The sequence below is a fragment of the Methanobacterium alcaliphilum genome (assembly GCF_023227715.1).
GTDB classification, from domain to species: domain Archaea; phylum Methanobacteriota; class Methanobacteria; order Methanobacteriales; family Methanobacteriaceae; genus Methanobacterium_E; species Methanobacterium_E alcaliphilum.
The window spans coordinates 97274-109357 of the sequence record NZ_JALKIF010000001.1 but is presented as its reverse complement, the minus strand read 5'-3'; the positions used below and the strand labels follow the sequence as shown (position 1 = coordinate 109357).

The following is a 12084-nucleotide window of genomic DNA, read 5'->3' as shown; positions in this document are numbered from 1 at the left end:
TCTTTTAACGGAGGAACAAAATGCACAATGCACGAATTAAACTCACAGGAACTGACCCAGAAAAACTGGCCTATGTATGCGAACAATTAAAAAAGATTGCAGAAAGGACTGGTGTCGACCTCTCAGGCCCTATTCCATTACCAACAAAAAAACTAGTAGTGCCAACCCGAAAATCACCTGATGGTGAAGGGAAAGCTACATGGGAAAAATGGGAACTTCGAATCCACAAAAGATTAGTGGGAATCGAAGCCGATGAAAGGGCTATGAGACAGGTTATGAAGGTTAATGTACCTGATAACGTGAGTATTGAAATTGAATTAAAGAGCTAAATTGCAACGGGGGTTGCAAAATAGCTAAAACCCCTATTTTTTATTATCTTATTCATCTGTAATCCGTATGCCGGGATAGTCTAGTCTGGTAAGGCGCGGGACTTGAAATCCCGTGGAGACTCTCTCCGCCTGGGTTCAAATCCCAGTCCCGGCGTTTAATTTTATTGTTTTTAATTAATTAAATTTCAAACTAATAGCTTAAAAATAAAAAAAATATTAAATTACCATTTTTTTACTATAATTTTCCCATTCTCTTTTCCTGTATAACTGTAGGAACATACATAATTGCAAAACCAATGACAATGGACAGTATAAGGTCGAATGTATTCAGTATTCCAGATCCCCAGACATTATAATAAATGTATAATGCCAGAGGAGTATATATGGCACTAGCAGTCACGACTCCGGGAGAATATTCCCCCGTATATAACGTGTATCCTGCGTGGATTAAAAAATTTGAAAATATCCATGCTGCCGTGGAAAATCCAAGAATAAGTGTCCATGCACCGGTATAAAAGATGGCAAGAGATACAGATATAAGAACATACGCCATGAAAATAACGTTTCCCAGAACGAACTGACCAAAGGTTTCCGGTGCACCAATATATTTCTTTGCCCAAGGCACAAATCGCGGTGATTCTTCTAAAATATGTATAAAATAGGCTACTGGCACTAGCCATAAAATTGTTAATTCCATTGAGATTATCTCCTATTATAATATTGGTTTATTATCTGGATATTGATCTACCTTTTAATCACAGAACCAATGGTTCCCCCAATTCCTCCAACAATACCATATAAAATTATAACCACAATAGCCATTATAACACTGGTAACTGGCCAGAGCTGTTTTGCATAATCTCCAAATCCAATCAGATATAAAATCAGTATAATCAATCCGCCGATAATACCACCGACAATCCCCACCAGCGCCCCGTGTGCGGCACCATTTAAATAATTTTTATCAGCTCTGTAACCAACATACATTGTTGCTGCGAGAAACCCAACAACCCCTCCAATATCTCCGGCAACCTCTCGAAGAACCATCCACAGGACCAGGGATAACAACAAACCCCTTCTCACGGTAAGCCAGTTTATCTCCATCATACAAATAACCCCCTTTTAAATCTTGATTATAATATGTCCTGGATTAATTAAATTATTTTTCATAATAGCTACCTTAAATTCTAAGTAATTCTGTGTCAATAAATTCTAAAGATTTTATGCATCACTAAATTTAAATTCTAAAATTTAAAAAAAAATATTATAAGTGGTAAGCAGGGTTTTGGATCTTTTTAGCAGCAATTATTTTAATATTAGTGATAATTCTGGCCATTTTACCAAGGCCTTATACTCCTTAAATAGTCGGTGCTAACAGCATAGTCTCATTGGAAAATGTTGATCTGGGAGGAGTAAGACAAACTATTCATCAAGAGAAAAGATAATCCTAGGGGTTTACTTGCATGGCGGGCAGGGTATTCTTTATGCCTCATGCCCATGTATTTGACGCAAACTGGAAGAAAAATTTCTGCTTGTTCACTGGGACCAGATGGTCGTGGTAAATCATATAATAAAAACACCATCCCGAAGATTTAAAGATGGAGAAACAGATCTTTACATGGATGTGCTTATCATAAATTATTGGATAAATGAATGAAGTAAAAAATCAATATATGATGGGGGAATGATATGTCTAAAACCATTGAAGAATACTTTAAAAATCAAAAATCTCCTCAAAAAGAGATTTGTCTGCAATTAAGGGAAATTATTTTAAAAACATTCCCGAATATTAAAGAAGAAATGAAATGGGGTGTTCCCACTTATGGGGATGGCAGATATTATATTGTTGCACTTAAAACCCACGTGAATCTGGGGTTTGCCATAAAAGATTTATCTGAGGAGGAAATTGCATTATTCCAGGGCACGGGTAAGACCATGAGGGTTATAGAAGTTTACTTTGAAGATGAAATAGATGAAGAAATGATTGTAAAACTTTTAAAATTGATTCCGGAGAATTAGTATGGATGATATGAAAATAATTGACTTAAATCCAGATAATATCTCAGATTATGGGGTTTGTGGCTATAAAGACCTGAAAAAACACGTGGAATTAAGGAAAAAGATTGAGTGGTTCCAAGAGTATTATCCCCAAGGTTTGAGAATAAAGATAGTAATGTCTAAAAAGGGTGGTTATCAGGGGATGCTGGAATACATTCCAGGAGAATATGCCCACCGTCCGGTTGAAGCCAGGGGGTATATGTTTATCCACTGCGTCTTTGTAGGTTTCCGGAAAGAATATAAAGGGCAGGGGATGGCATCCATATTATTGGATGAGTGTATCCAAGAGACCCGGAATCAGGGGATGCTGGGAGTGGCTGTGGTTACCAGAAAAGGCCCTTTCATGGCAGGTAATGATATATTTCTGAATAGAGGTTTTCAGGTGGTTGATAGTGCTCAACCTGATTTTAATTTGATGGTTAAAAAATTTGATGATAAATCTCCAGATCCTAAATTCCGGGAAAATATGAATGAGTCTTTAAAAGAATACAGTAATGGATTAACTATCCTTCGCTCAGTCCAGTGTCCCTACACTGAAAAAAATGTAAATGCTATTATTGAATCGGCTGAAAATAAATTCAAACTGGAAACCAATCTGGTTGATTTAGAAAATGCCGTGGATGTTCAAAATTCCCCCTGTGCTTTTGGATCATTCTGTCTTATTTATGACGGCAAAATATTGAGTTATCACCCCATCAGCAAGACCCGATTTGAGAATATTATGAAAAAAGAACTCAAATGACTTAAAGAATATAATCAAATTCTCTGGTGAATAAAATGGAAGTTAAAGTAGTAAATTTTGAAGAAAAATTCTCTAAATTAGAAGAACTTCACTCTTATAGGATCATAGCTCAGATGAATGATTATTATTTTAAAATTGTGAAAGCTAAAAGAGAATTCATCTGGCACACCCACCCTGAAACCGATGAAGTTTTTGTTGTTATAAACGGAGAATTAAAAATAGATTTAAGAGATAAAACAATGCATTTAAAGTCGGGCGATATGGTGGTTATTCCCCAAGGAGTTGAACACAAACCATCTTGTCCTGATGAATGTCATATTTTATTAATTGAACCTACTGAAACAGTCAATACTGGGGATAAAGAATCTGAGCTGACTGATACTGATTTAGAATGGATATAAAAACTTAATTTTAGATCGGAATATGAGGACCATGAAAATAAGAAAAATGATTAAAGAAGATGTATGGGGGTTAGCATCACTTTATAAACAATTTTTGGAATGAAGATTCCTCAATTGCATTAATGGAAGAAAAGTTTATAGGATTACGGGAAAATCCCCACTATATTTTTTTAAGTGTTGTGGAATGTAATCAACTGGTTGGTTCTGTGATGGAGATAAATATATTGCTATAAATAAAATTAGATTTTTTCAACCTTATAAAACTGTTTTTGAAGTGATTGCCCTGAAGTTTATAGGAGATTAAATCACTTTTTAACTACAACCCCCACAATACCACCAATTAACCCTAAAATCAGGTTTATAGTTAATGATAGTTGAATAGTGATGTATCCATTGATTAAAAAGTTATCTGTGACTCCGATGAGGACATATAAAGTTACCCCACCTAGAAGTATTATTGCACTGATTATTAAACCACCAATTATTCCAGACATGGTTCCTATAACTGCCCCATCTTTTTCATCCATTTCATCATAATCTTCAAATCCTTCGCTTAGATAAGCTGCTACAAATCCTCCAATAATTGGCCCTATAAAGAATAATGGGAGAAATAGTGAGGATAAAATAGTAGTTATGATGGCATTAACGGCTGCACCAATCCCAATAGTTTTCCAGTCCATTTAATCAACTCAAATAAGTTTTTGTATTCTTCTATTACATATTCTTTTTTTAAAGACACCATGGGGATTTTATATTGTGGATATTAAATACCTCCAAGGGAAATATTTTTATAATATGAACCCAAACTTTAAAAAGCAGTTCATTTGCCGGGATAGTCTAGTCTGGTAAGGCGCGGGACTTGAAATCCCGTGGAGACTCTCTCCGCCTGGGTTCAAATCCCAGTCCCGGCGTTTAATCTTTTATAAAAACAATCTCTTATTTTAAAATTTTCCTTAACTTTTCATATACATTTCATGTATTTTACAAATTTTTAAAGGTAATCTTCCCCATATAAACTATTAAAAATAAAATTTAGAATGGATGGTGGTGATGTGAGCATATTAATTATAATTGGAATTATCCTGGCTTTGATATTAGTGATATCCTTACTGACCTGGATAATCGGAGTAATTAGGAGTAAAATTTCTCTAACCCTAAAACCAGACGGCGATAGTAAGGGCAAAGCCATTATTGTTTATGATCCGGGCATGACCAGCGGAACAAAAAATGCAGCTTTCTATATTGGTGATGAATTAAAAAGCCGTGGATTTGAGGTTAAATTGGCGGGGGTCAGATCCAGCGATGCTTTAGATTTGTCTGGAGCAGATATTTTGGTGGTAGGAAGTCCTACATATGGCGCCCAACCCACGGGACCTGTGAAAACTTATCTAAATAATTTACAATCACCTGAAAATATTATAGCTGGCGTTTTTACTCTGGCAGGGGCACCTACACAGGATTCTAATGTGATTATAGCTAATAACTTGGAAAATAAGTCCATTCCAGTTAAGGTGTCAACTAAATACGGTGCTTCAGCTATCAGTGCGCCTTCTGATAAAAATATCTACTCTGAATTTGTATCGGAGCTTTTAGGATAAATATTTATTAAAAAACTCGATCAAAATAGGTCATGCTTTCATCCACAGCAGATTTTTCAAAATATCTGCTGATTTGCCAGTTTTAACTGGCTTTCTCCCTTATGATTTTATTAACTCATGGGGTTTCATTGAAATATTTTTGAAAGAACTATTTTCATGATAGGCTTTTATTGAAGTTTTATTTACATAAAATACATGCTAAAATGAGGGAATAATAGGTATTCTTCTTCTTTTTTAAAATTTTTACTAATTTAGCAGGGACTTTATATTTAGGTATTTAGCTAATTAGTTGGATAATTTTGAGGAATTATAATCATGGATTCGTGGGCTGGACTAATCGTAAGATATGGGGCATTGTTAGAAAACACTAATCTTATTCATAGAATTTATTTAATTAAAAATATAAAATATAATTTAGTTGATTTTTGTGAGAAATGTTCAAATTGTGCTGGTAGATGGAAACATAGAAACAAAAGATATTAAAAATACTTTGGAATCTATTGGTTTTAACGTTCCTGCCGTGTTCTCCACTGGTGAAGAAGCATTAGAAAAAATATTTGATATTCGGCCAGATCTTGTTTTAATAGATATTTCGCTGCCTGGTGAAATTGATGGTATTGAACTTGCTCATAAATTTAAAGAGATGGAAATACCTTTTATATTCTCAACGAGTCATTACGATGGACCTATAATTTCCAGAGCAATGAAAACTCAGCCCTATGGCTATCTAGTCAAACCATATGAAAAAATTGAGCTGAAAATAGTCATAGAAATGGCTCTTTATAAAAAAAATGCAGAAAATAAACTCATCTGGACTAAAAACCGTCTACAAATCGGCATGGACATGGCCAAAATGGTATACTGGGAATATGATACTGAAAAAGATCTTTTCACATTCGATGATCAGTTTTATGCATTATATGGTACAAGTGCCGAGGAAGAAGGGGGCAATTTGTTATCTGCCAATGAGTATATTGAACGTTTCGTTGATCCCAGTGCCTATGAATTAATGGAACTGGAACTTAAAAAGACATTCGAAGTGAATGATCCTGATTTTATAAGTACGGTTCGCCACTGGATAATAAGGGGGGGCGGAGAGAGAAGATTTATAATTGTCCGTTTTAGAATCATGTTTGATAGAAATGGTCAAAAAATAGGAACAATGGGGGTAAATCAGGACATAACTGAACAAAAAGTTGCTGAAGATGCTCTGGCCAAATCATTGGATGAAAAAAATATCCTACTTAAGGAAATACACCACCGGGTGAAAAACAATCTCATGATTATGTCAAGCTTACTAAATCTCCAGTCGCGACAGATTAAAGATCAAGATGCACGTGAAGTTTTCAAAGAAAGCCAAAACCGTGCTAAATCCATGGCGTTGATTCATGAGAGACTATACTTGTCTACAGACCTTAAAAAAATAGATTTTGGTGAGTATATACGCAGCCTCGCCACGGATCTATACCACTCAATGGTTTCTGACCCAAACCAAATAAAACTTCAAATTGATGTGGAGGATTTGAAGATTGATATCAACACAGTGGTTCCAATGGGCCTTATTGTCAATGAATTGGTTACTAATAGTATTAAATATGCATTTCCTGACAATAAAAAAGGATATATTAATATAGGACTCTATAAACAAAATGAAAAAATCATTTTGAGGGTTATTGATAATGGTGTGGGTTTTCCTGAAGATTTAGATTATAAGAATACTAATTCATTGGGTTTACAGTTAGTGAATAATTTAATCATACAAATCAACGGCGAATTGGAACTTGATAAAAAAAACCAGGGAACTGTTTTCACTATTATTTTTGAAGAAGCAGAATAATCATTTCATTACCTTAAATGACTCATTATCTAAAGATTGTCAAATAATTCTAAATTTCATAATTATTAATAGCAGGAATAGTTTTAGATTATTTTAAACGATACCTAGTAAATAATAAATAACAATCTTTTTGTAATGGAGATTTTTCAGATGAATCAAAGGCACCAGGAATATGTAGAATATTATCAATCAAGACTGAAGAAATATGAAGATAACCCCCTATATCCTCATTCTTACAATTCTGAAAAAGCATTATATGATGCTATATACAACTCAGAAGATCTTGAAGAATTTGGTCTAAAACTTGAAAAAGAAAATCTTGCGGTTAAAAATGCCATAGCGCTTGTAAAAGATCAGGAAACGGCACGAAAAAATTTACTCATAAAATTAAAAGAAGAAATACGCTTACACGCCCCATTAAGAATTCTTGATATCATTGACTCTATGGAGACAGACGTTGAACTGGTAAATGCCATATCCGAAATTGAGGGTGAAGTAAATGTGGAGATTATTCTGGACTTATTCACAGACCAGCTTCGCTATGACCTGATGGTTTTAGAAGAGATAGAGGTTTATCAGTCTGCAGAAGTTCCTGAAGAATGGAAAAAAGAAATAAATCATGATAATCCTCAAAAAATTATAAATCAGGGCCGCAATGATTGGAAAGAGGAGATTCTTCCTAATGCCCGTAATTGGGATCCACAGTGGAACTACAATTTTGACCTGATATGGGAAGAAAGGCACCGCAGACTCATTCCCATACCAGATGAAGTTCTGGAAAAAAGAATCGAACAGTTCAAAATATACAGGGGAATTTAAAAATGCCTGTGGATGAAGAGATGGCTAATACTATCCTGGACACCTACCGCAACATGTATCGGGAAATGGAAGAAAAGGGGGCAGTTGGTGAATCTTTCCAAAAGATGGGCCGAGCATTGGGCAGGATGGAATCAGTGGCCAAGGAAACTGATGATGTAGCCAGTTTCACAGCACAACTTACCACAGAGAATTTGTTCATTGAGTTCACCAATGCATATTCTGAAACTTTGGGGGTGATGATGAAAGGAGAACACTCTGCTAGTGGAGGGGATGAGTTACTCATGGAGAAAACATTGGATGCCTATGAAAATTCCATTAAAAGCCTAAAAGGCCATCCTAATTATGAACTCCTCAAATCTCCAATACAGGAGTTAATTGAGCTTGGAAAATCGGGATTATCCTATCCTGTTTTTTTAAAAACTGCAGAGGAGAGAGGCCTTTACCAGGCTTTGCAGGGAGATGTGGTTGTGAGGAAAGCCATAATTTCTGATAAAATGTTTGCTGAATTCATGCACCTTCCCCTTGAAGTGGAAAAATACGATAAAATCCTTAAGATTCACGATGAACTAGCAGATCGTTCACAATTTAATTTGGTGGATAGCTTTGAATTTGGATTGGAAAGGCAAAAAATAGATTGGGAGTATGCGCCACTTATTAATAAATGGTCCATGATCATAAGGTCCTGGGAAAAGATGGTGGAGAATGTATATGATTGGCTGGATTCATTCTGCAATTTTGCACCATATGATGAGCGATGGACAGATTTGAGAGGCCATAAATATACCATGAGAAACATTAAACGTACTCAAGAATGCAATCCTGGAATTCTTAAGGCTAGGGAGAAAATATTCCAAGACCACTTCCAGTTGGTATGGGATGATATATTTGGTCATGAAACCTTTTTGAGCGAATATAAAGCCAACCGAGTATGGTATTCCGACGAAACTCTGGAATTGATAAAACAAGCTTACAAGCAGTGCCAACCATTCAACAAACCAGATGTAAATTTGATCCACGAAGCAGAAGCTATAAATTCTCAAAAGAGATATAAAAGACCTGAAGCTTTCCAGTATTCTCCTGAAGATAAAAAAAAGTTCATAGCCCTTTTTGGTAAGGAGAAGTGGGAGGAATTTTTCAAAAAACAGGATCAATAACATAGTATTGGTTAGGTTTGATGGGGGATTAGGGGGAATAATAAATAATCTAAACCTTAAACCGTTTAGTTATGGTCCCTAAATACTTCCATTGTCTCACCATATAATCAATCTCACCTTTTAGATTCTTATTATAAATTTTTAAAATATCGTCTGCTTTTTCACAGGATATTAATGCTTCAGCAGCTGCATAACCACTAAAAAGAGCACTGGATATTCCTTCACCTAAAGGATTTAATAAATTGGCAGCATCGCCTGCAAAGAGAATTCGTCCTTTCCCTAAATCTGTTCTAAAATTAGGTTGTATATGGGGCATTAAACCGGTTTCAGCTTTTTCAAAAGATTCAATTTTTAAATTATAATTGGTTTTAAGATATGAAACAAAACAAGAATGATAATCTTTTTTCTTAGAAGCATCTTTAACACCTACGCCTATAATAATGTAACCGTCTTTCACATTGAGCCATGCATCGTACTGGGAAAGAGAAGAATCTAAAAAAGCATGAAAAAATCCATTATCTAAATCTACACGACCATTACAGAAAGTTTGATAGGTGATAATCTGATCTAAGGGCACGTCCAGAACCCTTCTTTTAATTTTACTTCCAGCACCATCACATACAATAACTGCCTTGGCTTTTTCTACATAACCTTTAAAATGGACTTCTACATAATCCTCTTTTTCTACACAGTTTAATGCTGGAGAGGAAGTTCTAACTTCTGCTCCCGCATATTGGGTTTGCAGAGTCAACCATTCATCAAGTAGATTCCTCCAAATATTGTAACCATCACTTTCGAACTTGAATTCACTGCCTTTTTCATTGTAGATTATGATACCTTTGTTTATAGGTGGACTTGAGAAAACATCCTCTGGAATTTCACCAAATTCTTTTTCTATAATTTTAATTGATTTTTGGATGAGGATTCCTGAACATGATTTTTCCCGGGGTAAATCTCTTTTTTCAACTAGTAAAACAATGTAACCGGCATTAGTGCTTATTTTAGCTGCCATGGAACCTGCAGGTCCGGCACCTATTATTATAACATCGTACACGTTTATTTCTCCAAATGGTGACATCGGTTTATTTATTTTTTAAATTACTGCTTTTATTTTTCTAACAAAAAACTGCTTTTATTTGATTAAAAACAGTAAAATTATGAAATCAAGAAAATAAAAGATAGATTAATTGTATTCATTTAAACTACTCCCTATCTAAATTTTTCCATTCTGCAGGGTTTCTTTAACTTTAGCATCTAAATTGTCGGCATGGTGTAGAGTAATAGCTTCGGGAGTTTGGGGACTAACTGCAGAACCCCAACCATTTTGAACATCACCGTGATGGCTTAAAATAAGGTGCAACAATTCATTAATCAAATCTTCAGATATTTCAATAGTATTCATCTTATTTTTAACCATATCTGCAGAAATAAATAAATGATCCAACATTTTACCTTTTTCAGAATAGAATATGCTGCATGAATCAGACTCATAGGTCTCTATTTTACCAATATCATGGAGAATTGCACCGGAATAAAGCAAATCTTTGTTCAATTCTGGAAATATCACGGATATTTTTTTACATATTTCCAGCACTTCCACAGTATGTTCTAAAAGACCGCCTTGATAATTGTGGTGGTGAAACATGGCTGCTGGTGAAATTGAGAATTTTTTTATAAAAATTTCGTCATCAAAAAAAGATTGGAGAAGATTTTTTAAATGGATATTTTTTATATGGGTTATTGTTTTTGTTATTTTTAATATTAATTCATCTTTATTTTTATTTGAAACCTTTAAAAAGTCTTTAATATCATATTCATTTTCAAAAGTAGAATTTATTTGATTAATGATTATACTAAATCGTCCAGAATTTTTTGGAAATTCATTAGCATTACCCGAGATTTGATATACTTTACCTAAAATAATGGAATCATGAATAGATTCATCATCTGCATTTGAAAAATATCTCCCAATGATATCGCCTGTTTTATCTGATAAAAGGAACTCAACATATTTTTTCCCACTTTTAGCGATTCTAATTTCTTTATTTGAAATAATAAATCGTGATGAAATAGTTCTATTGTCCTGAATATTAGCTACAAAGTCTTCTTCCTTTTTAGACATTTTTTTTGGACCTCATTAAAACTTTTTTTATTTTTGGTTTGAACCAAAATACTGCCCTTAACTATTGTCTCTCCCTGGGAATTAACTGAATTTTGCCACCAATGTAAATGGTTTTTCCATCACTGGGAGTTACCACCATTTGTGAAAATCCCGGGTTATTTATTGATGTATCGGGATTAATATATTGAATTTCTTTGTTCATAAAATCATTCTCCTCAATCTTGTTTATATATTATTAATCAATAATATGGGTGATGTATATGTTAGACTTAAATATGAGGCATGGATTTTTAAAATATTTCCAAATAATTCTTTCAATAAAAAAGTTCAGATAGTGGAGTCTTGTGCCGTTTATAATTAATTATCTTAAGATCAGTGCTATAATATTAATTTGAAGTTTAGCTGTCTAAACTATTATTGCCCATCTAACTTATCTTTAGTATAACAAACATAGATTATCTTTTTTTATCTTTCGTGTTAGTTTAAATTAATAATTTTAAGAAAAAAAGTAATTGGGATTATTTATATTGTGAATTTCGATTTATAATTTGCAAAATTTATTAAATAATGGGATAACACTAATTTTAAGTAAGAATTATTCACACTCCAATTAAATTCATATGGTGGTATGATGGACGTTCTAATTGCGGAATATGAATCCGGCACTATTTTAGATTTAAAAAATGTTTTAGATGAATTGGGACATAATGTAATTGCTGTAGCTTCCAATGGGGAAGAAGCAATCAAATATCTTGAAGATTTAAGTCCTGATCTGATAATTATTAATATTCAGTTAAAAGGGAAAATTAGTGGGTTGGAAACAGGAAAGGAAATAGAATATATTCATAAAATACCAATTATATTTTTAACAGTTTTTATAAAAAATTGTCTGAATAAATCTCTGCAATTGCCAGAGGGGGCTATTGTTTTGAGTAAGCCCCTAACTCAAGAAAATGTGAGATATTCCATATACCGAGCTTTTTCAGGATAATAATCTTTTAAAACAAGTATTATTAAAATTCTA

The 12084-nt window shown here is 33.9% G+C and carries 16 protein-coding genes and 2 tRNA genes; 11 read left to right on the top strand and 7 right to left on the bottom strand.

What is annotated here, in order from left to right; translation table 11 throughout:
* Positions 1 to 20 precede the first annotated feature (20 nt).
* The gene (gene rpsJ, locus MXE27_RS00560) at positions 21 to 329 is read left to right on the top strand and encodes a 30S ribosomal protein S10 (RefSeq protein ID WP_248610443.1); all 309 of its coding nucleotides are present in this window, start codon (positions 21 to 23) and stop codon (positions 327 to 329) included.
* Between the two features lie 69 nt (positions 330 to 398).
* Positions 399 to 483, top strand: a tRNA-Ser gene (locus tag MXE27_RS00555).
* An 81-nt stretch (positions 484 to 564) separates the two neighbouring features.
* On the opposite strand, the gene MXE27_RS00550 is transcribed toward MXE27_RS00555, so the two are convergent.
* The 3 genes from MXE27_RS00550 to MXE27_RS00540 all read right to left on the bottom strand — a co-directional run bounded on the left by MXE27_RS00550 (position 565) and on the right by MXE27_RS00540 (position 1912).
* The gene (locus MXE27_RS00550) at positions 565 to 1026 is read right to left on the bottom strand and encodes an HXXEE domain-containing protein (RefSeq protein ID WP_248610442.1); all 462 of its coding nucleotides are present in this window, start codon (positions 1024 to 1026) and stop codon (positions 565 to 567) included.
* 47 nt (positions 1027 to 1073) lie between these two features.
* The gene (locus tag MXE27_RS00545) at positions 1074 to 1436 is read right to left on the bottom strand and encodes a DUF5518 domain-containing protein (protein WP_248610441.1); all 363 of its coding nucleotides are present in this window, start codon (positions 1434 to 1436) and stop codon (positions 1074 to 1076) included.
* A gap of 278 nt (positions 1437 to 1714) precedes the next feature.
* Positions 1715 to 1912 (bottom strand): hypothetical protein, encoded by a 198-nt coding sequence (locus tag MXE27_RS00540; protein WP_248610440.1) that lies wholly within the window; start codon positions 1910 to 1912, stop codon positions 1715 to 1717.
* A 106-nt stretch (positions 1913 to 2018) separates the two neighbouring features.
* Between MXE27_RS00540 and MXE27_RS00535 the strand changes: the two genes are divergently transcribed.
* Genes MXE27_RS00535 through MXE27_RS00525 form a run of 3 tightly spaced genes read left to right on the top strand, consistent with a single transcriptional unit; the run spans position 2019 to position 3530 of the window.
* Positions 2019 to 2348, top strand: coding sequence for a DUF1801 domain-containing protein (locus MXE27_RS00535; RefSeq protein WP_248610439.1), 330 nt, complete (start codon positions 2019 to 2021; stop codon positions 2346 to 2348).
* A 1-nt stretch (position 2349) separates the two neighbouring features.
* Positions 2350 to 3129, top strand: a complete 780-nt coding sequence (locus MXE27_RS00530; RefSeq protein ID WP_248610438.1) for a GNAT family N-acetyltransferase — start codon at positions 2350 to 2352, stop codon at positions 3127 to 3129.
* Between the two features lie 35 nt (positions 3130 to 3164).
* Positions 3165 to 3530, top strand: coding sequence for a cupin domain-containing protein (locus tag MXE27_RS00525; RefSeq protein WP_248610437.1), 366 nt, complete (start codon positions 3165 to 3167; stop codon positions 3528 to 3530).
* Positions 3531 to 3835: 305 nt separating this feature from the next.
* Here MXE27_RS00525 and MXE27_RS00520 read toward each other — a convergent pair whose 3' ends face one another.
* Positions 3836 to 4210: a DUF5518 domain-containing protein gene (locus MXE27_RS00520; RefSeq protein WP_248610436.1), complete on the bottom strand. Its 375-nt coding sequence runs from the start codon at positions 4208 to 4210 to the stop codon at positions 3836 to 3838.
* 146 nt (positions 4211 to 4356) lie between these two features.
* Here MXE27_RS00520 and MXE27_RS00515 point away from each other — a divergent pair.
* The 5 genes from MXE27_RS00515 to MXE27_RS00495 all read left to right on the top strand — a co-directional run bounded on the left by MXE27_RS00515 (position 4357) and on the right by MXE27_RS00495 (position 8938).
* Positions 4357 to 4441: transfer RNA gene (locus tag MXE27_RS00515), tRNA-Ser, on the top strand.
* Between the two features lie 141 nt (positions 4442 to 4582).
* Positions 4583 to 5128, top strand: a complete 546-nt coding sequence (locus MXE27_RS00510; RefSeq protein WP_248610435.1) for an NADPH-dependent FMN reductase family protein — start codon at positions 4583 to 4585, stop codon at positions 5126 to 5128.
* Positions 5129 to 5555: 427 nt separating this feature from the next.
* Positions 5556 to 6965, top strand: a complete 1410-nt coding sequence (locus MXE27_RS00505; protein WP_248610434.1) for a histidine kinase dimerization/phosphoacceptor domain -containing protein — start codon at positions 5556 to 5558, stop codon at positions 6963 to 6965.
* A 150-nt stretch (positions 6966 to 7115) separates the two neighbouring features.
* Positions 7116 to 7784, top strand: coding sequence for a hypothetical protein (locus tag MXE27_RS00500; protein ID WP_248610433.1), 669 nt, complete (start codon positions 7116 to 7118; stop codon positions 7782 to 7784).
* 2 nt (positions 7785 to 7786) lie between these two features.
* Complete coding sequence (locus MXE27_RS00495) at positions 7787 to 8938, top strand: hypothetical protein (RefSeq protein WP_248610432.1); 1152 nt, start codon at positions 7787 to 7789, stop codon at positions 8936 to 8938.
* Positions 8939 to 8987: 49 nt separating this feature from the next.
* On the opposite strand, the gene MXE27_RS00490 is transcribed toward MXE27_RS00495, so the two are convergent.
* The 3 genes from MXE27_RS00490 to MXE27_RS00480 form a co-directional block, all read right to left on the bottom strand.
* Complete coding sequence (locus MXE27_RS00490) at positions 8988 to 9992, bottom strand: NAD(P)/FAD-dependent oxidoreductase (RefSeq protein ID WP_248610431.1); 1005 nt, start codon at positions 9990 to 9992, stop codon at positions 8988 to 8990.
* Positions 9993 to 10151: 159 nt separating this feature from the next.
* Positions 10152 to 11060 carry a 3'-5' exoribonuclease YhaM family protein gene (locus MXE27_RS00485; RefSeq protein WP_248610430.1) on the bottom strand — a complete coding sequence of 303 codons (909 nt, stop codon included), beginning with the start codon at positions 11058 to 11060 and terminating at the stop codon, positions 10152 to 10154.
* A 61-nt stretch (positions 11061 to 11121) separates the two neighbouring features.
* Positions 11122 to 11262: a hypothetical protein gene (locus MXE27_RS00480; RefSeq protein WP_248610429.1), complete on the bottom strand. Its 141-nt coding sequence runs from the start codon at positions 11260 to 11262 to the stop codon at positions 11122 to 11124.
* A 429-nt stretch (positions 11263 to 11691) separates the two neighbouring features.
* Between MXE27_RS00480 and MXE27_RS00475 the strand changes: the two genes are divergently transcribed.
* Positions 11692 to 12051, top strand: coding sequence for a response regulator (locus MXE27_RS00475; protein WP_248610428.1), 360 nt, complete (start codon positions 11692 to 11694; stop codon positions 12049 to 12051).
* Positions 12052 to 12084 lie beyond the last annotated feature (33 nt).

Excerpts from the sequence above, each read along its gene's own strand:
- MXE27_RS00525 (WP_248610437.1), top strand. The coding sequence starts at position 3,165 with ATGGAAGTTAAAGTAGTAAATTTTGAAGAAAAATTCTCTAAATTAGAA.
- MXE27_RS00495 (WP_248610432.1), top strand. The coding sequence starts at position 7,787 with ATGCCTGTGGATGAAGAGATGGCTAATACTATCCTGGACACCTACCGC.
- MXE27_RS00550 (WP_248610442.1), bottom strand. The coding sequence starts at position 1,026 with ATGGAATTAACAATTTTATGGCTAGTGCCAGTAGCCTATTTTATACAT.
- MXE27_RS00540 (WP_248610440.1), bottom strand. The coding sequence starts at position 1,912 with ATGGTGTTTTTATTATATGATTTACCACGACCATCTGGTCCCAGTGAA.
- MXE27_RS00485 (WP_248610430.1), bottom strand. The coding sequence starts at position 11,060 with ATGTCTAAAAAGGAAGAAGACTTTGTAGCTAATATTCAGGACAATAGA.
- rpsJ (WP_248610443.1), top strand. The coding sequence starts at position 21 with ATGCACAATGCACGAATTAAACTCACAGGAACTGACCCAGAAAAACTG.
- MXE27_RS00520 (WP_248610436.1), bottom strand. The coding sequence starts at position 4,210 with ATGGACTGGAAAACTATTGGGATTGGTGCAGCCGTTAATGCCATCATA.
- MXE27_RS00530 (WP_248610438.1), top strand. The coding sequence starts at position 2,350 with ATGGATGATATGAAAATAATTGACTTAAATCCAGATAATATCTCAGAT.
- MXE27_RS00480 (WP_248610429.1), bottom strand. The coding sequence starts at position 11,262 with ATGAACAAAGAAATTCAATATATTAATCCCGATACATCAATAAATAAC.
- MXE27_RS00475 (WP_248610428.1), top strand. The coding sequence starts at position 11,692 with ATGGACGTTCTAATTGCGGAATATGAATCCGGCACTATTTTAGATTTA.
- MXE27_RS00545 (WP_248610441.1), bottom strand. The coding sequence starts at position 1,436 with ATGATGGAGATAAACTGGCTTACCGTGAGAAGGGGTTTGTTGTTATCC.
- MXE27_RS00535 (WP_248610439.1), top strand. The coding sequence starts at position 2,019 with ATGTCTAAAACCATTGAAGAATACTTTAAAAATCAAAAATCTCCTCAA.
- MXE27_RS00500 (WP_248610433.1), top strand. The coding sequence starts at position 7,116 with ATGAATCAAAGGCACCAGGAATATGTAGAATATTATCAATCAAGACTG.